This window comes from Rhizobium sp. SVR5-9E, from assembly GCF_056755095.1.
Genome location: NZ_JBNDHS010000012.1, coordinates 43,438 through 60,662, shown reverse-complemented (window position 1 = coordinate 60,662; position 17,225 = coordinate 43,438). Strand labels below are relative to the sequence as shown.

The 17,225-nt window shown below is 60.4% G+C and carries 18 protein-coding genes and 1 tRNA gene; 7 read left to right on the top strand and 12 right to left on the bottom strand.

Going from position 1 to position 17,225, the window contains the following annotated elements:
• The first annotated feature begins 20 nt into the window (after positions 1-20).
• Together ACPYOJ_RS08880 and ACPYOJ_RS08875 are read left to right on the top strand one after the other, a co-directional pair.
• The gene (locus ACPYOJ_RS08880; protein ID WP_481415907.1) at positions 21-719 is read left to right on the top strand and encodes a PIG-L deacetylase family protein; all 699 of its coding nucleotides are present in this window, start codon (positions 21-23) and stop codon (positions 717-719) included.
• Between the two features lie 257 nt (positions 720-976).
• The gene (locus ACPYOJ_RS08875; protein ID WP_481415906.1) at positions 977-1,465 is read left to right on the top strand and encodes a GAF domain-containing protein; all 489 of its coding nucleotides are present in this window, start codon (positions 977-979) and stop codon (positions 1,463-1,465) included.
• A 69-nt stretch (positions 1,466-1,534) separates the two neighbouring features.
• Here the strand turns inward: ACPYOJ_RS08875 and ACPYOJ_RS08870 are convergent, their stop codons facing one another.
• The 5 genes from ACPYOJ_RS08870 to ACPYOJ_RS08850 form a co-directional block, all read right to left on the bottom strand.
• A complete protein-coding gene (locus ACPYOJ_RS08870) occupies positions 1,535-2,200 on the bottom strand; it encodes a hypothetical protein (protein WP_481415905.1) in 666 nt (221 codons plus the stop codon).
• Between the two features lie 248 nt (positions 2,201-2,448).
• Complete coding sequence (locus ACPYOJ_RS08865; RefSeq protein WP_481415904.1) at positions 2,449-2,838, bottom strand: hypothetical protein; 390 nt, start codon at positions 2,836-2,838, stop codon at positions 2,449-2,451.
• Between the two features lie 468 nt (positions 2,839-3,306).
• Positions 3,307-3,383, bottom strand: a tRNA-Met gene (locus tag ACPYOJ_RS08860).
• A gap of 132 nt (positions 3,384-3,515) precedes the next feature.
• A complete protein-coding gene (mnmA, locus tag ACPYOJ_RS08855; protein WP_481415903.1) occupies positions 3,516-4,715 on the bottom strand; it encodes a tRNA 2-thiouridine(34) synthase MnmA in 1,200 nt (399 codons plus the stop codon).
• 154 nt (positions 4,716-4,869) lie between these two features.
• Positions 4,870-5,076, bottom strand: coding sequence for a hypothetical protein (locus ACPYOJ_RS08850; RefSeq protein ID WP_481415902.1), 207 nt, complete (start codon positions 5,074-5,076; stop codon positions 4,870-4,872).
• A 161-nt stretch (positions 5,077-5,237) separates the two neighbouring features.
• Between ACPYOJ_RS08850 and ACPYOJ_RS08845 the strand changes: the two genes are divergently transcribed.
• Together ACPYOJ_RS08845 and ACPYOJ_RS08840 are read left to right on the top strand one after the other, a co-directional pair.
• Entirely contained in the window at positions 5,238-6,569 is a 1,332-nt protein-coding gene (locus tag ACPYOJ_RS08845; RefSeq protein WP_481415901.1) for an erythromycin esterase family protein, read from the top strand.
• Between the two features lie 2 nt (positions 6,570-6,571).
• Positions 6,572-7,240: a phosphoribosyltransferase gene (locus ACPYOJ_RS08840; RefSeq protein ID WP_481415900.1), complete on the top strand. Its 669-nt coding sequence runs from the start codon at positions 6,572-6,574 to the stop codon at positions 7,238-7,240.
• Between the two features lie 6 nt (positions 7,241-7,246).
• Here ACPYOJ_RS08840 and ACPYOJ_RS08835 read toward each other — a convergent pair whose 3' ends face one another.
• Both ACPYOJ_RS08835 and ACPYOJ_RS08830 read right to left on the bottom strand, forming a co-directional pair.
• Positions 7,247-7,669: a pyridoxamine 5'-phosphate oxidase family protein gene (locus tag ACPYOJ_RS08835; protein ID WP_481415899.1), complete on the bottom strand. Its 423-nt coding sequence runs from the start codon at positions 7,667-7,669 to the stop codon at positions 7,247-7,249.
• A gap of 51 nt (positions 7,670-7,720) precedes the next feature.
• Positions 7,721-8,143 carry a MerR family transcriptional regulator gene (locus ACPYOJ_RS08830; protein WP_168831591.1) on the bottom strand — a complete coding sequence of 141 codons (423 nt, stop codon included), beginning with the start codon at positions 8,141-8,143 and terminating at the stop codon, positions 7,721-7,723.
• Positions 8,144-8,214: 71 nt separating this feature from the next.
• Between ACPYOJ_RS08830 and ACPYOJ_RS08825 the strand changes: the two genes are divergently transcribed.
• The 3 genes from ACPYOJ_RS08825 to ACPYOJ_RS08815 all read left to right on the top strand — a co-directional run bounded on the left by ACPYOJ_RS08825 (position 8,215) and on the right by ACPYOJ_RS08815 (position 11,971).
• On the top strand, positions 8,215-10,437 hold the full coding sequence (locus tag ACPYOJ_RS08825; RefSeq protein WP_481415898.1) for a heavy metal translocating P-type ATPase: 2,223 nt from the start codon (positions 8,215-8,217) through the stop codon (positions 10,435-10,437).
• 90 nt (positions 10,438-10,527) lie between these two features.
• Positions 10,528-11,040 (top strand): YidB family protein, encoded by a 513-nt coding sequence (locus ACPYOJ_RS08820; protein ID WP_481415897.1) that lies wholly within the window; start codon positions 10,528-10,530, stop codon positions 11,038-11,040.
• Positions 11,041-11,275: 235 nt separating this feature from the next.
• Complete coding sequence (locus ACPYOJ_RS08815; RefSeq protein ID WP_481415896.1) at positions 11,276-11,971, top strand: hypothetical protein; 696 nt, start codon at positions 11,276-11,278, stop codon at positions 11,969-11,971.
• An 86-nt stretch (positions 11,972-12,057) separates the two neighbouring features.
• Here ACPYOJ_RS08815 and serA read toward each other — a convergent pair whose 3' ends face one another.
• The 5 genes from serA to ACPYOJ_RS08790 form a co-directional block, all read right to left on the bottom strand.
• A complete protein-coding gene (gene serA, locus ACPYOJ_RS08810) occupies positions 12,058-13,653 on the bottom strand; it encodes a phosphoglycerate dehydrogenase (RefSeq protein WP_168831587.1) in 1,596 nt (531 codons plus the stop codon).
• An 88-nt stretch (positions 13,654-13,741) separates the two neighbouring features.
• Positions 13,742-14,920 (bottom strand): phosphoserine transaminase, encoded by a 1,179-nt coding sequence (locus ACPYOJ_RS08805; RefSeq protein ID WP_481415895.1) that lies wholly within the window; start codon positions 14,918-14,920, stop codon positions 13,742-13,744.
• Positions 14,921-15,108: 188 nt separating this feature from the next.
• Positions 15,109-15,945 carry an outer membrane beta-barrel protein gene (locus ACPYOJ_RS08800; RefSeq protein ID WP_481415894.1) on the bottom strand — a complete coding sequence of 279 codons (837 nt, stop codon included), beginning with the start codon at positions 15,943-15,945 and terminating at the stop codon, positions 15,109-15,111.
• Between the two features lie 209 nt (positions 15,946-16,154).
• Positions 16,155-16,487 (bottom strand): cytochrome C oxidase subunit IV family protein, encoded by a 333-nt coding sequence (locus tag ACPYOJ_RS08795; RefSeq protein WP_168831584.1) that lies wholly within the window; start codon positions 16,485-16,487, stop codon positions 16,155-16,157.
• 8 nt (positions 16,488-16,495) lie between these two features.
• On the bottom strand, positions 16,496-17,218 hold the full coding sequence (locus ACPYOJ_RS08790; protein ID WP_481415893.1) for a heme-copper oxidase subunit III family protein: 723 nt from the start codon (positions 17,216-17,218) through the stop codon (positions 16,496-16,498).
• Positions 17,219-17,225 lie beyond the last annotated feature (7 nt).

Sequence of the window (17,225 nt, the reverse complement as noted above, 5' to 3'; positions counted from 1 at the left end):
ACCAACTGAGGACCATCAACATGGAAGACAATGCATTTGCCGCCAAAGGCCTGACGGCGAACAAGATGGCAATGATCACCAAGACAGAAAATCTTTTGGTTCTGTCGCCTCATCCCGGCGATGAAGCTGCCTGGTGCGGAGGCCTCATCGCCGAATGTTGCCGTCGGGGCCGGCCGCCGTTTGTCATCGTCGTCGATGACGGAAGCCAAACGGGACCGGAAGAGACGCGCAATTCACCCGATGAACTTGCCCGGCTGCATGAAAGGGAGACCCGTGATGCCTTGGAGCGGCTCGGGCTGCCAAGCGAGCGCCTTCTCATGATGGGGCTTTATGAGGGAACGGTCCCATCGAGCGGTCCGGTGTTCGAAGCTATCGTCAACGCCGTCGCGGTCGTGATGTGGGCGCGCGACTGCGGGATCATCTGCTCTCCGGCGGCCAATGCGGGGGATCCCGAGCATATCCTCGCCCACCGAATCGCGGCCGAAGTCGCCGCCCGTTCGGGGGTGGGCCATCTTGCATATCTTGGGGATTCCCCGGTGGCAGATGGTGTGTGGCCCCTCAATATTGCTCCCCGGCTTCAAGCCAAGCAAGCCGGGATCGTCGCCCATAAAACAGCACTGTTGGCGCCGAACGCCGAAACTCGTCACCTCAGGCAGCAGTTGGAACGTTACGAAACCTTTGTGGAAATCAGCGGATCGACTGAGGATGAGGCGGCCTGATCCTGCATTCATTCTCCATCTCAATTGGGATTCGTTCGACTCTGTCAGTGGACCCGGACCTGTTGGCGACGGGCCGGCTTCGCGAAGTCAGACTGGACTAGGCGCGCTACGATACCGAGGTCGAAACTCTTAACGCAACGACCACTGCAAGATGCCGGCAGGCGGTGGAGCGTCCGCATATCGCCCGCGCTTGGGCCATTGGCAAAGAAGAAGAGAGAGCCTACATCGGGCTAGGATATGAAGATAGGAGCGTGGCAATGTTCCAGACAGCGTTGATCGAGACTACCGACAAGCCGGAGTTCTACCGTGTGCTGGCGCAGCAACTGCAGGCGCTCCTGGAAGGGGAAACTGACATGGTCGCCAATGCGGCCAATGCGTCGGCCCTGATGTTTCAGATGATGCCGGACCTCAATTGGGCGGGCTTCTATTTCCTGAAGGACGACGAACTGGTGCTCGGACCATTTCAGGGCAAGCCGGCCTGCGTCCGCATTCCTGTCGGTCGCGGCGTTTGCGGGACCGCCGTCAACGATCGGGCATCCATCCTGGTGGAGGACGTTCACGCATTTCCAGGCCATATCGCCTGCGACGCGGCATCGCGCTCGGAACTGGTGGTGCCAATTCGACATGCGGACGAGATCATAGGCGTCATCGATCTCGATAGCCCGATTCCATCGCGTTTCGACCGTGATGATCAGGCGGGGATCGAGCGGCTGGCAGAAGTCTTTGCCGCATCTTTCCGGCAATAGCTCGTACCCGCCGGCGCTGCGACGCGACCTCATCATGGCCTCGGAGCCAGTCCGCGGCGCTTCTGAAGACTACATCAGTCCTTGACGACGCGCGTGTAGGACGTCGAGGACAGCGGCGGTCCAGTTACTGTAGGCGGCCTCCAGCTCCATTTTCGCCTTTTCGAGAGCTTCCTCTCCATACAGGGCGATGAAGCTTTCTTCGTAGTAGCCATTCGTCGCCAGTTTCTCGTGGATTTCCCTCGGAAGGGCGTGAGGCGATAGCCGGCTGATCTCCTGGAAGTTATCCTTGCCAACCAGCTCCATAAGGTGAAGGCTCTGTTTCTTCCCTACAACTGCACTCACCACCGCCATCTCGCGGTCGACGTTCGGATAGTCACCAGTCATGATATGGCATTCGACAGACAGTTCGTCAGGAATACCCTGCTGCCTGCCCTTGTCCGCCTCGGGACGGATCACAAAACTTATGATCTTGCCGCTATCCGAGGCGGGGGCATGCCTGAGTGACAGCGTCTGCGGCTGGCTCGTGGCGTTCTCGCAGAGAAGCGCGTTCAGGCGAGCCAGCACGGCTTCCGCCGAACCGACGAGAGCCTGACCTCCAAGCATCGTCAGCCGGAGTTGCCCGTCCTTCGCCCGCGGTACGCTGAAGACGAAGTTGGGACCGTTAAGGTTCCTCTGCACGACTTTGAACGCGATTTGGGCATCGATGAGATCGTGGAAGAGACTCGAAGGTATCATGGCATTTATCCTTTGATAGCTCTTTCGACTCCAAACGATAAAAGAGGGGCTGCGCGTGGGACGATGCGAACCGCCGAAAGGAAGGGAATCGCGATTCGAATCGCTGTTCGCCAGCGTCGCTTCAATCGTCCACGATGTCAATTTTACCTAACGGAAGGCCAGCCAGTCCGTTGGCTGATAGGTTAGCGTTCCCTACCCGATGCCCTCTCGGCCGGCTTTTCTGGATAGACGCCGGCCGCGCTGATGCTTCACCGCTTCATTTCCGGGCACACAAAAGGAGCCTCGCCGGCAGTATACCGGTGTTCGATCAAATCCCTGCCTGCCTTTACCCGCAGCGTAAGCTGCGATTGCGAAACTGCCTGGACCTTTGCCGTGATCCGGGCGCCGTCCTCGTCCCACGAGATCTCGTCCTTCGAAGCACGGGTCCATTTCCGCAGCGCGTATGTTTCCCAGCACGAATCCATCAAAAGCGTGCCGTCGGCGAGGAAGACCAGCATGACGCCGGGAAGACCAGTCTGCGGTTTCGTTTCGACCCAAGCCCGACCGACAAGCGGATCGGAAGGCGATTGTGCTGCAAGGGCAGGCCAAGCCGCCGCGATGATCGCCATCACCAAGGCGAGTATTCTGAATTTCATCATGAAGAAAGGCTCCTGAGCCGTTGGAATCGCGCGCAAGGCAAATCGTCAGTTGCGGCGACATTGTGACCTCCTCTTTTATCTCACTTTGAACGCTGGGCCGAGATCCCCGATCAACGACCTGACCTTCAACCCGAACTTTTCGGATTGGGTGATGGGTTGGCCGATCGGATGGACCGATCCGATGCAGCCGGTAACGGGGTGGTCGGTCAGTGGGACCAGTGAGAGGGTTTTTGTCAACAGCAGAATGCGACCTAACGTACCCTGTGAAAAGCGCGTAGTCGTTTCCAGCTGCAGCCTGCAGTCCTGTTTTTCCGTCCAGAAGCTAACGCCGATTTGTCCAGAAGGTCGCGCCTCGCCACACATGGCCGAGCTAGCGGGATTTAGAAATTCCCGAACCCCGTGTCAAAGTTCCGGAAATTCGCGTCCGGCCACACTGGCTGAAAACCCAATCATTTCAATGGGTTCCAGTGGTAGCGGAGGAGGGATTTGAACCCCCGACACAAGGATTATGATTCCTCTGCTCTGACCTACTGAGCTACTCCGCCACTGGTCAACGACGCCGGTCGCGAAGCGTCGGCTCGTGGGATGTGCGGCTTATAAGGTGCGGTCCTGTCTGGTGTCAAGCAGGTGATTTCAAGAAAACCGCGACCTGGCCACTTGTCCTTTTCGCGCCCGGTTCAGGCGGCAACCGGGCTGGAAAGCAATGCCCTCAGCGAAGCTTCCGCCGCAGGCTCGCGCTCGGAACGCTCGACGAAACCGCCGCCGAAGACGCGCGCATCATCGCCCGGCGCCGAATAGAGTGCGCAGGCCTGGCCGGGCGCGACGCCGGCCTCGCCGATCGTCAGGTCAACATATATGCCGCCCGCATTGGCATGGAGAACGGCAGGTGCGGGCGCGCGGGTGGAGCGAACCTTCGCGTAGCAGGCAAAACCTTCGCCGGCCGCCGCCGCCGCGAGCGGCTCATCGCCCAGCCAGTTGACGTCGCGGAGGTAGACGCGATGTGTCTCGAGCGCTTCCTTCGGGCCGACGATGACCCGGCGGGAGCGCGCATCGAGAAAAACAACATAGAGCGGCTCGCCGGTGGCGACGCCGATGCCACGGCGCTGGCCGATCGTATAGTGGAGAATGCCCTCGTGGCTGCCGAGCACGCGCCCGTCGAGATGCACGATCTCGCCCGCAAGAGCGGAATTCGGCTTGAGCTTGTTGATGACGTCCGAATACTTGCCCTGCGGCACGAAACAGATGTCCTGGCTGTCCGCCTTCTTGGCGACGACGAGGCCCATTTCCTCGGCAAGCCTGCGGGTCTCTGCCTTCGGCAGTCCGCCGAGCGGGAAACGCAGGTAATCAATCTGCTCCTGAGTGGTCGCAAAGAGGAAGTAGCTCTGATCGCGATCGGCGTCGGCCGGGCGATAAAGCGCGCGGCGGCCAAGGTTGCCCGGCGCCGGGTTCGGCCGCGAGCGGATATAGTGGCCGGTCGCCAGCGCGTCTGCGCCGAGTTCCTTGGCGGTCGCCAGAAGATCGGCGAACTTGACGGTCTGATTGCAGGAGACGCAGGGGATCGGCGTCTCGCCGGCGACATAGCTCTCCATGAAAGGATTGATGACCGTGTCGCGGAAGCGCTTCTCGTAATCGAGTACGTAGTGCGGAATACCGAGTGTCTCGCAGACGCGGCGGGCGTCATCGATGTCCTGCCCGGCACAGCAGGAACCGGCGCGGTGAACGGCAGCGCCATGATCGTAGAGCTGCAGCGTGATGCCGAGCACATCGTAGCCCTCGCGCTTCAAAAGGCCCGCAACGACAGAGCTGTCGACGCCGCCCGACATGGCGACGACAACGCGCGTATCTTCCGGCTTCTTGTCAAAATCCAGTGTATTCACGGGTGTTGCCAATTCAGTGCTTGTTTCGCTCCGCCTTTTGCCCTGCAAATGCGGCGAATTTTCCTGCTCTTCCGGCGGGTTCGTCCGCCGGGCTTCGTGGCCGTGGATATAGAAAGGATCAAGGTGTCGCGCAAGAGGCGGGGACTTGGCTCTGTTAACGCGGCGGTTCCATGCTCGGGTCAGAGAAGAGCGTACCGTAGAGGGTCCCTGCAAGCGTCTTCACCGCGACCACAATCCGGATCGCCGAAAGCGCTGCGATCAGGACGACGCTGAATGGGCCAAGCGGTGAGAATTGCGTCAGCCGGCCGATCAGCAATGTCGCCTTGGCGTAGCTGGACGTGTCGGTGGAGCTGCCTGGCAATGAAACCGTGGTCGGCGCCGTCGGCTCGCCGCCCTGTTGCCTAGGAACAATCGCAGCCGAAATTTGTTTCTAGTACAAGGAAACGAACGATGGGCGGCACCGCTCGGCCTCCTCGCCGACGAGCAAGCAATCAGCCAGTTACATTTCAAAAGGAGGTTCAATTGACTCTCCTGGAGCGTAAGCCCAACCAGGCGGACAGCATCGCACATGCGATCTGCCATGCGTGCGAACCGCTGCCCGACCCAGCTTACACAATTGAGTTCGGCGCCTTCTTCGATCCGTATATCGGCGGCTCGAAGGTTGTGCTGCTTGGCGAGGCATCTCACGGCACGGCTGAGTTCTACCAGGCGCGCACCGCGATCACGCGCAACCTCATCGAAAATCACGGCTTCAACATCGTTGCCGTCGAGGCCGACTGGCCCGACGCCGCTCGCATTGACCGGTATGTTCGTCATCGCAATGCGCGAGCACCCGATGCCGAGGCGTTTGTACGCTTTCCCGAATGGATGTGGCGGAACCGCGAGTTCGAGCAGTTCGTCTCGTGGCTCCGCAGCCACAACGAAAACCTGACGCCGGATCGGCGCATTGAGTTCCGCGGCCTGGATATCTACTCCCTGCACGGTTCTATCAAGGCTGTGCTCGATTATCTCCGGCGCGTCGACCCGGATGCGGCTGCGGAAGCACGACGCCGTTACGCATGTCTGACGCCTTGGCAGGAGCGGCCGGCAGGCTATGCCCGCGCCATCCGGTCCGGCGCGCAGGAGGAATGCGAACCGGCTGTCGTTGCCCAGTTGCAGGAACTGCTCGCCCGCGAACTCGACCATGCCGCCGAGGATGCCGAGGGCTTCCTGGACGTCGCCCAAAACGCGCGCATCGTCGCGACCGCCGAGCACTATTACCGGGCAATGTACCGCCATGGCAATGATGCCTGGAACCTGCGTGACAAACACATGTTCGAAACGCTTCAGAAGCTGGTGGAACACCGGCCGGAGGCAAAGGCAGTGGTATGGGCCCATAATTCGCACATCGGCAACGCCGCGGCCACCGCCATGGGCTGGGACGGCCAGTTCAACATCGGGGAACTTGCGCGCATCGCCTATGGCGACGAGGCACTGCTTGTGGGCTTCGGCACCGACCGGGGTACGGTGGCGGCGGCCGACGACTGGGATCAACCGGTGCAGATCAAAACCGTCACTCCGTCGCGTCCGGATTCCTATGAGCGTGTTTTCAGACAGACGGCCATACCGAGATCGCTCACCGATCTGCGGGTCGGCCGGGACGGAACGGTGCGCGAGACACTGTCGGATCGCCGCCTTGAGCGGGCCATCGGCGTGGTCTACCGGCCGGACACCGAATTCTACAGTCACTATTTCGAAGCCGTGCTTCCCGAACAGTTCGACTGCTACATATGGTTTGAAGAAGCGAAAGCTGTAACTCCGCTTTCGGCCGCTCGCCCGCAGGGCGTGCCCGAAACCTACCCCTTTGGGCTTTGACGATGCTGCACCCCTCACGCTTTCGCAATCGTGCCGACGCGGGCAGAAGGCTTGTGGAAGCCATCGGCCCCCGGAACGATGACCCGGTCGTCCTTGGTCTGCCCCGCGGCGGCGTACCGGTCGCCTTTGAGCTTGCCCGCGGTTTACAGGCGCCGCTCGATATCTTGCTGGTCCGCAAAATCGGCGCACCGGGTTATCCGGAATTCGCCATCGGTGCCGTGGTCGATGGAAAAAATCCGCAGCGCGTGATCAACGAAGACACGCTTTCCTATTGCGGAGCTTCGCTGGACTATTTCGAACGGGAGGCGGCGAGACAGTTGGAGGAAATCGAAAGACGTCGAAAGACGTATCTCGGCAACCGCACGCCGATCGATCTTGCAGGCCGGAGCGTCATTCTCGTTGACGACGGCATTGCCACCGGCGCATCGGTAAAAGCCGGATTGAAAGGGCTGCGGCAGGCAGGTGCGGGCCATGTCACACTTGCGATCCCTGTAGCGCCGCGAACGGTGATCGAGGAGCTGAAGAAGGAAGTCGACGAAGTGGTCTGCCTGTCCGCACCGGAAGATTTGCGGGCGGTCAGCCTTCACTACGAGGATTTCGACCAGACCAGCGACGAGGAGGTCACCGAGTTGCTCGCGAGAGCAGGACAAGGCGACCTCTCCAAAGGCTGAGGCGATTCACCGTTTCAGCTTCACCTCGCCATCCTCCTCGCCATTCCAGTAATGAAGGCGATCGGCATGCACCTTGATCATCGCGACGCCTTTTGTGTCGATGCCCTCCGTGAACCAGTTGTCGAGGTCATCCGTCCAGTGCTTTTTGAAAGCCTTCTTGTCGCGGATCACTTCGGCTATGCCTTCTACGGCGATGGAGAAAGCTTTCTTTCCCTGGAACGTCAGAGACACCTTGGGATCGCTCTCGATATCAGCGACCATGCGCGAAGCTTCCCATGTGAAATAGTAGGAGTCGCCGTCGTAATCGACGTCGCGATTATTGCTCATCGGCCGACCGGCGATGGCGCCGCCTTCGGTATGGGTGCACAACATCGCCATATCGATATCGCGCATCTTCTTGGAAATATCGGAAAGACTCATCTGTGGCATCGCTCTCTCCTCCTTGACTGGAAAGGAGAAACGATCTGCGGCGCTTTAAGTTCAGTGGTGCGCGTGCGTACACTGGCCGTGATCGGCAAGGACTTCGATGACCCGGCACTGATCGACCCGGCCGTGGCCGCAGCCTTCAACCATCATTTCCAGCTCAGCCTTCAAAGCCATGAGGCTGCGAATACGCTGCTCGACCTCGATGAGGCGCGCCTTGGCGATCGCATCGGCCGAAGCGCAAGGTTGATCGGGCTCGTCCTGCAGCGTCAGCAGGGTTCGAATGGCATCGACTTCGAAACCGAGCTCGCGCGCATGACGGATGAAGGCAAGCCGGCGGACATCAGCAGGCTCATAGGAACGCTGGTTACCCTCGCTGCGGCTCGGAGCGGCAAGCAGGCCGATGCTCTCGTAATAGCGGATTGTCGGAACTTTAACGCCGCTCTGGCGCGCCGCATCGCCGATCGTGATCTTTTTCATGATTTTCTTCTTGCACCTCTAGTCGCTAGAGCATGTAGGTAGAGAGCTGCTGAAGAACAAGGAAATCCGAAATGGCGGAAGCGGCACAGGCAAAATACAGAGTTGGCGGCATGGACTGCGCATCCTGTGCGGCCAAGATCGATACGGCCGTTCGCCGCATTGCCGGGGTCGAGGACGTTTCGGTCTCCGTGACCAGCGGCACGATGACCATCAGGCATGACGGGACCAGTGATCTGAAGGCGATCGAGAAGAAAGTGACCGGTCTCGGTTACTCGGTTGTGCCAATGCACGGGAAGACGCCGAACCATGACCATACTTTGCACGCCCATGGCCACGATCATGCCGGTCATCATCATGACCATTCCGATCATGAGCACGCGCACCCTGAAAGGGAAGCCGCAGAGCTGCATGGCCATGACCATGGATCGCTGAGTGGCTCTTGGTGGCAAAGCAAGAAAGGCCGCCTGACGATCCTGTCCGGAATGGCGCTCGTCGCCGCCTACGTTGTGGGTCATCTCTTGCCGGCAATCGCCCCCTACGCCTTCATTGCCGCGACGCTGATCGGTCTTGCGCCGATCGCGCGCCGAGCAGTCATGGCGGCACTGGCCGGAACGCCCTTTTCCATCGAGATGCTGATGACGATCGCAGCGACGGGCGCCATCGTCATTCATGCCGCAGAGGAGGCCGCAGCCGTCGTCTTCCTGTTCCTGGTCGGTGAACTGCTTGAAGGCATCGCTGCCGGAAAGGCGCGAGCGAGCATCCAATCGCTGACGGCGCTCGTGCCGAAGAGCGCCTTGCTGGAGGAAGCTGGCGAGACGCGCGAAGTACCGGCGGAAAGCCTCGCGGTGGGCTCCATCATCCTCGTGCGCCCGGGCGACCGCATTTCCGCCGACGGCGTTATCGTCTCGGGGGAAAGCGCGATCGATGAAGCGCCTGTCACAGGGGAAAGCGTTCCGGTACGCAAGGCTGCCGATGACGCGGTCTTTGCAGGAACCGTGAACGGCGATGCCGCGCTCCGCATTCGCGTCACCGCCGCGGCCGCCGACAACACGATTGCCCGCGTCGTCAAACTCGTCGAGGAAGCACAGGAATCGAAGGCGCCGACCGAGCGCTTTATCGATCGTTTCTCGCGCTACTATACGCCGGGTGTCGTCGTGGTCGCGGCACTCGTCGCGATCCTGCCGCCGCTGCTTGCAGGCGGCGCATGGGACGAATGGGTTTACAAGGGCCTCGCGATCCTGCTCATCGGCTGCCCCTGCGCGCTGGTGATTTCGACGCCCGCTGCCATTGCCGCTTCGCTATCGGCCGGCGCGCGGCGCGGACTGCTGATGAAGGGCGGTGCGGTACTGGAAACGCTCGGCAAGGTTACGGCCGTCGCGCTCGACAAGACCGGCACACTGACCGAAGGTAAGCCAAAGGTTACCGACATCGTGCCCTTCGAGCGGACGGAGGCACAGGTGCTTTCGCGTGCCGCCGTCCTGGAAAGAAGCTCCAGCCACCCGCTTGCGCTGGCAATCCTTGAGCGCGCGAAGAGCGACAAGGTGCCCGTCCCACCGGCCTTCGAGGTGGAAGCCGTTCCCGGCAAGGGCATGACCGGTCGCGTGGGCGGCGAAAGACTCGATCTTCTTTCTCCAGCTGCAGCCCGCCTGACCGGCGCACTAACCCCCGAACAGGACGAGCAGATTGCTAAACTGAACGAGCAGGGCAAAACCGTTTCGGTCCTCGTCATCAACGGGAAAGTCGCCGGGTTGATCGCCATGCGCGACGAGCCACGCGAGGATGCGAGAGCTGGGCTCAAGGCCTTGACCGATACCGGTGTCCGGACCCTGATGCTAACCGGTGACAACGAACGTACCGCAAGGGCAATCGGCGAGCAGCTCGGCATCGATGTACGCGCCGAACTCATGCCTGAAGACAAGCAGCGCATCGTCGGCGAATTGAAACGCGAAGGCTTTCTCGTGGCCAAGGTCGGCGACGGCATCAACGACGCCCCTGCCCTCGCGGCAGCCGATGTCGGCATCGCCATGGGCGGCGGGACGGATGTGGCGCTTGAGACTGCCGACGCGGCGGTGCTGCACGGCCGGGTCGGCGACGTAGCAGCGATGATCGCCCTTTCCAGGCGAACGATGCGAAACATCTTCGAAAACATCACCATCGCGCTCGGCCTCAAGGTGGTCTTCCTTGTCACGACCATCGTCGGCATCACCGGATTGTGGCCTGCGATCCTCGCTGACACGGGAGCGACGGTGCTGGTGACGATCAATGCGCTACGCCTGTTGAAGCCCGTACGTTGAATTTTACGACGCAGGAACTAAGTCACCTTCCGTGCATTCCCGCATTCCGGGGCATTGGTCGAATGCGGCCCAACTCAACGGGAGGACATCATGGATCGGAGAAATCTCACTGCATTGCTCGGCATACTCGCCGTGGCTGGCTACCAGAATCGCGATAAGATCGCCTCGGCATTGAGGGAGCTCACGCAGGGCGGCGCACAGCGGCAAACACCCGGTGCCCAGCCCGGAATACCATCCCAGTCATCGGACGCCGGTCTGGGCGGACTTCTGGGCGGACTTGCCGGCGGCGGTCTCGGTGACCTTATCAAAGGCGGCTCTGCCGGCGGCGTTTTGAGTGGCGGCCTTGGCGGTTTGCTCGATCAGTTCAGCAAGAACGGCTATGGCGATACGGCGGATTCCTGGGTATCGCCCGGCGAGAACAAGCCGATCGACGACCGCCAGCTCTCGCAGGCGATTGGCCCGGATGTTCTGGAGGAGATCTCTTCCAAAACAGGGCTCAGCGCGGACGAAATCCTGAGCCGCCTTTCAAAAGATCTTCCAAAGGCCGTCGATGACCTGACGCCGGAGGGTCACATTCCAAACAGCAGTCAATTTATGATCTGATTGCCAGGCAAAGATGCTGGCAAAAAAGCCGGGCGCAGTCCCCTTGCGCCCGGCTTCCGACCTGTTCAGCACGCAAGCCACACACAACGCTGCGCGACTATTGAATTCTCTACAAAAGGATATCCGTCTCGATCACCACATCGAGACGGACATTTCGATGCTGCGGACAGTTTCCCGTTCCGATTGCTTCTGCGGCTTGGCAGGCAAATCGATTTCCTTATTCAAAGAGGTTTCAATGGTTTCATTAGTTGATTCGACAAGACTTCTCTCATCGCAACTGGCGCTGCAGGTGCTGCACGGCGGGGAACCCTCTTCCGACGGGCTGGCCAGCTCCGACGATTCTTCCTTCGCAAACGGCGATTTCTCGAGCCTTCCCTCTCAGTCGCGCTCGGCGTTGACTGCTCTACTGAACGGTTTGCCCGCGAACCAGACCAGCGATACCGGCTCTTCAGATTCGACGCTCGCAAGCACCGATATCACCACGTCATCCTTCATGGCGCTGCTGAAGCAGAACCTCACCGCCGCCGCCGAGGCCAAGGGTGGGAACAGCCAGGAAGCGTCGATGCTCGAAGCATTCAACAACGGCACGCTGCAGGTCACCGACCCGACAAAGGGCGTGACGATCAAGGCGTGGGACGTGGCCGACGAGGACCAAAGCAAGCCCGGCCAGACGGTCGAGACGAGCGACTGGAACGACTTCCTGAGGAGCCATCTGGAGCGCGACAACCACGGCGCACTCGTCAAAGCCGACGACGGCAGCTTCGTCGAGAAGAACACCGGCAACCACGTCTATTTCGGGCAGGTCGGCAGCCAGTATTACTATCTGACCTGGCCGGCGGCGGCTGATCCAAAGCCGGCCGCCAACGCGCCGGCTTCGGATGCTCCGCCTGCGGACGCTCCGGAAACGAGCAAACCCGATACGGGCGCGTGATCTCCGCAGCATCGATCCATCAAAAGTAAAAAAGCCGGGCGCAGTCCCCTGCGCCCGGCTTTCTCGTTCTTCCTTGGGAGGAAATCTTACTCGACCGCAAAGACCAGGGGCTTCGCCTGGCGGATAGCCTGGTGGGCCGTCAGCTTGGTGAGGACGTCGTCGCCGATCGGTCCGTCGACATAAAGGAGCGCGATCGCATCTCCGCCCTGCCTGTCGCGGCCGAGCTGGAAGTTGGCAATGTTGACGCCCGCCGCACCCAACGTCGTTCCGATGAAGCCGATCATGCCGGGAACGTCGGTGTTGGTGATGTAGACCATGTGCGAACCGACATCGGCGTCGAGGTTGATGCCCTTGATCTGGATGAAGCGCGGCTTGCCGTCGGAAAACACCGTGCCCGCGATGGAGCGAGTCTGGTTCGCCGTCGTCACCGTCAGCTTGATATAGCCGTCGAAGACGCCGGTCTTGTCGCGCTTGACCTCGGAAAGGATGATGCCCTTTTCCTTGATCATGATCGGCGCCGAAACCATGTTCACGTCCGCAACCTGCGGGCGGATAAGACCGGCCAGCACGGCGCTTGTCAGAGCCCTGGTGTTCATCCCGGCCGTTGAACCGTCATAAAGGATCTCGATCTCCTTGATGGCGCTTTCCGTCACCTGTCCCACGAAGGCGCCGAGCACGTCGGCAAGCTTGATGAAGGGCTTGAGGATCGGCGCTTCCTCGGCCGTGATCGACGGCATGTTGATCGCGTTGGAGACCGCACCCTTGATCAGGTAGTCCGACATCTGCTCGGCAACCTGCAGCGCAACGTTTTCTTGAGCTTCCGTGGTCGATGCGCCGAGATGCGGTGTGCAGACGACGTTCGGCAAGCCGAAAAGTGGGCTTTCCTTGGCCGGCTCAACTTCGAAGACATCGAAGGCTGCACCGGCGACATGGCCGGACTTGATCGCTTCCGCAAGAGCCGCTTCGTCGACGAGACCGCCGCGGGCGCAGTTGATGATGCGCACGCCGGGTTTGGTCTTTGCCAGCGCTTCCTTGTTGAGGATGCCGCGCGTCTTGTCGGTCATCGGCACATGCAGGGTGATGAAGTCGGCCTTGGCGAGCAACTCATCGAGCTCGACCTTGGTGACGCCCATCTCCTCGGCGCGCTCCTTGGAGAGGAACGGATCATAGGCAAGGACGTGCATCTTCAGGCCGATGGCGCGGGCGCAGACGATCGAGCCGATATTGCCCGCACCGATGACGCCGAGCGTCTTGCCGGTGATCTCGACACCCATGAACTTCGACTTTTCCCACTTGCCGGCCTGGGTCGAGGTGTCGGCTGCCGGAAGCTGGCGGGCAACGGCGAACATCAGCGCGATAGCGTGCTCGGCTGTGGTGATCGAGTTGCCGAAAGGCGTGTTCATGACGATGATACCGCGGCGCGAAGCGGCCGGAATCTCAACGTTGTCGACGCCGATGCCGGCGCGTCCGATGACCTTGAGATTGGTCGCGGCGGCAATCAGTTTTTCCGTCACCTTGGTAGCGGAGCGGATGGCGAGGCCGTCATAATTGCCGATGATTTCGGCGAGCTTGTCCTTGTCCTTGCCGAGCTGCGGCTGGAAATCGACTTCGACGCCGCGATCACGGAAGATCTGGACGGCGGTTTCCGACAGTTCGTCGGATACGAGAACGCGAGGTGCCATTGGAGGGCTTCCTTCAAAAGTGTTCAGCGATAGATGAAAATCGGGAATGCTGGGCTCCGCTCAGCGAGCGGAGCCGGATGCGATCACATCAGGCAGCAGCCTGGGAAAGCGCCGCCTTCTGCGTTTCGAAGGCCCAGGATAGCCAAGGCATCAGCTTCTGCATGTCGGCGGTCTCGATAGTGGCACCCGCCCAGATGCGCAGACCCGACGGCGCGTCGCGATAATGGCCGATGTCGTAGGCGACACCTTCCTTCTCGAGCAGCGAGACGAGGCCCTTGGCGAAGTTCGCCTGCTCGTCGTCGGAAAGCGCAGTAATGTCCTTGTCGACGATCTTCAGGCAGATCGACGTGTTGGATGCCGTTTCCGGCTTGACGGCGAGATTGGCGATCCAGTCGTTGGCTGCGATGAAGTCGGCAATTACCTTGGCGTTCGCATCGGCGCGCGCCATCAGAGCCTTTAGGCCGCCGAGCTGCTTGGCCCAGAGGAGCGCATCGATATAGTCCTCGACGCAGAGCATCGAAGGCGTATTGATCGTCTCGCCGGTGAAGATGCCTTCGATCAACTTGCCACCGGATGTCATGCGGAAAATCTTCGGCAGCGGCCAGGCCGGCGTGTAGGTAACAAGGCGCTCGACGGCCCTCGGCGAAAGGATGATGATGCCATGCGCACCCTCGCCGCCCAGGACCTTCTGCCAGGAGAAGGTGACGACGTCGAGCTTGGCAAAATCGAGGTTCTGCGCGAAAGCGGCAGAAGTCGCATCGCAGATCGTCAGACCCTTGCGATTATCAGGAATGAAATCGCCGTTCGCAACGCGAACGCCGGAAGTGGTGCCGTTCCAGGTGAAGACCACGTCGCGGTCGAAATCCACGGTGGAAAGGTCGGGAAGCTCGCCATAGCCGGCTTCAAGCTTGCGCACGTCCTTGAGCTTCAGCTGCTTCACCACGTCGGTGACCCAGCCTGCGCCGAAGCTTTCCCAGGCGAGCATGTCGACGCCGCGCTCGCCGAGCAGCGACCAGAGCGCCATCTCAACGGCGCCGGTATCCGATGCCGGAACGATGCCGATGCGGTAATCCGCCGGCACTTCCAGAACTTCGCGGGTAAGATCGATGGCCTGCTTCAGCTTCGCCTTGCCGACCTTCGCACGGTGCGAACGCCCGAGAGGCGCGTCGGAAAGAGCGTCGAGCGTCCAACCAGGGCGCTTCGAGCAGGGGCCAGAAGAAAAGTGGGTATTTTGCGGACGTACGTCCGGCTTTGCGGTCTTCGCCATGTGCTATCCTTCCAGATAGATAGCTCCTCGTTGGGGAGGAGTGTCCCGCCGCCGTGGATATAGAGGGTCGCGACCGTAGTCAACTGGGAAGTGTCGCAGCTGGAGGATTTTTTGACGCAGGCACGATGAGACGAAAACGAAAAAGCCGCCCCGAAGGGCGGCTTTCAAATGGTTCGCGGAGATCGCTCTTACTTGTAGACCGGCTGCTGCAGCGGGATTTCCGGCGGCGGTTCGTAGGAGGCCTGCTGGCAACCGCCGAAAAGATAGCGAGCGCCGATGCGGGCTTCGTGCACATTGAAGCCCTTGTCACGACCGGGACCGCCATTTTCCGCAAAACCGAACATGTTGCCGCCGTTCACATGCAGGAAACGATAACCGACATCGGCCTTGACGTTGCAGGTGACATCGATCGAGGCGCCGGCCATGAGTCCGTAGCTGAACCGCCAGCCGCTGCGGCCATGATGGGTGACTTCGTCGTCGCATCCCGAACCGTCGTCGGCGCAAGACGTGTTATGCAGGTCCTTCCACTTGACGTAGGTGCCGCCGATACCGGCGCCGACGTAGGGCGTGAAATAGCCATAAGTCCCGAGATCGACATAGGCATTGGCCATCAGCGACCAAGCCGTGAGCGAAGATACGTCGCTCGAGGTGCAAGCAACAGCTGCAAAGCCGCACGTGCCTTTGGTCGAGCCACGGAAATCAGCCTCACCCAGATAGTCAAGCGTAAGGTCCGTGCGGAAGTAGTTGTTTACCTGGTAACCAACACCGCCGCCCGCCGTGAAGGCATCGCGCAGATCGGCGGTAGTGAAGTCGACCTCATTGCCGTTGCTACCCTGGAAGTAGCGCGCCCCACGCAGATCGGTCCAGCCATATCCCACGTCGCCACGAAGATACCAGCCCGTGGCTTCGGTGACAGTGACTTCCGGCGGGATTTCCGGAACCGGCTCGACAGGAGCGAGATCGGCCGCGAACGCATTTGATGTGACAAGCAATGCGGCAAGGATGCCGGACAAGCTTCTTTTCATGATCCACTCCAAGATCCGGTTGCATCGGCAGAGTGGACACCCCCGCCAATGTGATACGCTTTTCATGGATAATGAATGGGAAATGTTAAAAGCCACTTAACTGTAAACATTAACTATGACTATTGCCAATCGACGGGACTCTCCGCTGTTAGACTAGCGGAAATTCGTTGCTGCTGAAGTGTTGAAGCCCGGTGACTTCCGGCAGGACCCTAAAGCCCCGCACTGGAAAACGTTAGCCGCGTAAAGATCGTATAGTGCGATTCCGAGACCATCATCGCGACGAAAACGAGCACGAGGACGGGCGGGACGAGAATTGCGTAGACGAGTGCCAACCGCTCCCAGGCCATGTGCATGAAGACGGCAACGATCAAACCGGCCTTCAGCATCATGAACAATATGATCAGGAACCACCGCGGATAACCCTGGATGCCGAAATAATCGACAAGGTAGGAAAAGGTGCTGAGAACGAAGAGCAGCCCCCAGACCAGGAGATAGAGCTTGACGGGGTGCTGCTGTCCAGAATGCGTTTGCGCCTGTGCCATGGCAATCCTCACCACAGATAGAAGAATGCGAAGATGAATACCCAGACGAGATCGACGAAGTGCCAGTAGAGGCCCATGATCTCGACGCTCTCGTAGTTGCCCTTGCGGCTGGTGAAAAAGCCACGCCGCTCCGTGTCGAAATCACCCCGCCAGACCTTGCGGGCAATGATGAGGAGGAAAATCACGCCTATTGTGACGTGGGTGCCGTGAAATCCGGTAATCATGAAGAAGGAGGAGCCGAATTGCGCCGCGCCCCACGGGTTCCCCCAGGGCCGCACACCCTCCATAATCAGTTTCGTCCATTCGAACGCCTGCATGCCGACGAAAGTCGCGCCGAGGGCAGCCGTGAGCAGCATGAGGGCCGCGGTGCGGCCGCGCTCGCGGCGATACCCGAAATTGACGGCCATCGCCATGGTGCCGCTGCTGCTGATGAGGACGAAGGTCATGATCGCGATCAGGATCAGCGGAACGTCCTGCCCTCCGATGTGAAGCGCGAAGACTTCGCTCGGATTGGGCCACGGAACCGGCGTCGACATGCGCGCGGTCATGTAAGCAAGCAGAAAGCAGCCGAAGACGAAGGTATCGCTGAGGAGGAAGATCCACATCATGGCCTTCCCCCAGGAGACGCGCTTGAACGCCCGCTGGTCCGAGGAGATATCCGCCACAACCCCACGCAACCCCTCGGGTTGTTCGAGCGTTTCTCCGGTTTGTACTTGCGTGAACTGAGCCATCTTTCAT

Excerpts from the sequence above, each read along its gene's own strand:
- ACPYOJ_RS08800 (WP_481415894.1), bottom strand. The coding sequence starts at position 15,945 with ATGAAAAGAAGCTTGTCCGGCATCCTTGCCGCATTGCTTGTCACATCA.
- ACPYOJ_RS08815 (WP_481415896.1), top strand. The coding sequence starts at position 11,276 with ATGGTTTCATTAGTTGATTCGACAAGACTTCTCTCATCGCAACTGGCG.
- ACPYOJ_RS08875 (WP_481415906.1), top strand. The coding sequence starts at position 977 with ATGTTCCAGACAGCGTTGATCGAGACTACCGACAAGCCGGAGTTCTAC.
- ACPYOJ_RS08865 (WP_481415904.1), bottom strand. The coding sequence starts at position 2,838 with ATGATGAAATTCAGAATACTCGCCTTGGTGATGGCGATCATCGCGGCG.
- ACPYOJ_RS08795 (WP_168831584.1), bottom strand. The coding sequence starts at position 16,487 with ATGGCACAGGCGCAAACGCATTCTGGACAGCAGCACCCCGTCAAGCTC.
- ACPYOJ_RS08830 (WP_168831591.1), bottom strand. The coding sequence starts at position 8,143 with ATGAAAAAGATCACGATCGGCGATGCGGCGCGCCAGAGCGGCGTTAAA.
- ACPYOJ_RS08835 (WP_481415899.1), bottom strand. The coding sequence starts at position 7,669 with ATGCCACAGATGAGTCTTTCCGATATTTCCAAGAAGATGCGCGATATC.
- ACPYOJ_RS08820 (WP_481415897.1), top strand. The coding sequence starts at position 10,528 with ATGGATCGGAGAAATCTCACTGCATTGCTCGGCATACTCGCCGTGGCT.
- ACPYOJ_RS08840 (WP_481415900.1), top strand. The coding sequence starts at position 6,572 with ATGCTGCACCCCTCACGCTTTCGCAATCGTGCCGACGCGGGCAGAAGG.
- ACPYOJ_RS08790 (WP_481415893.1), bottom strand. The coding sequence starts at position 17,218 with ATGGCTCAGTTCACGCAAGTACAAACCGGAGAAACGCTCGAACAACCC.
- ACPYOJ_RS08880 (WP_481415907.1), top strand. The coding sequence starts at position 21 with ATGGAAGACAATGCATTTGCCGCCAAAGGCCTGACGGCGAACAAGATG.
- ACPYOJ_RS08805 (WP_481415895.1), bottom strand. The coding sequence starts at position 14,920 with ATGGCGAAGACCGCAAAGCCGGACGTACGTCCGCAAAATACCCACTTT.
- ACPYOJ_RS08870 (WP_481415905.1), bottom strand. The coding sequence starts at position 2,200 with ATGATACCTTCGAGTCTCTTCCACGATCTCATCGATGCCCAAATCGCG.
- serA (WP_168831587.1), bottom strand. The coding sequence starts at position 13,653 with ATGGCACCTCGCGTTCTCGTATCCGACGAACTGTCGGAAACCGCCGTC.
- ACPYOJ_RS08825 (WP_481415898.1), top strand. The coding sequence starts at position 8,215 with ATGGCGGAAGCGGCACAGGCAAAATACAGAGTTGGCGGCATGGACTGC.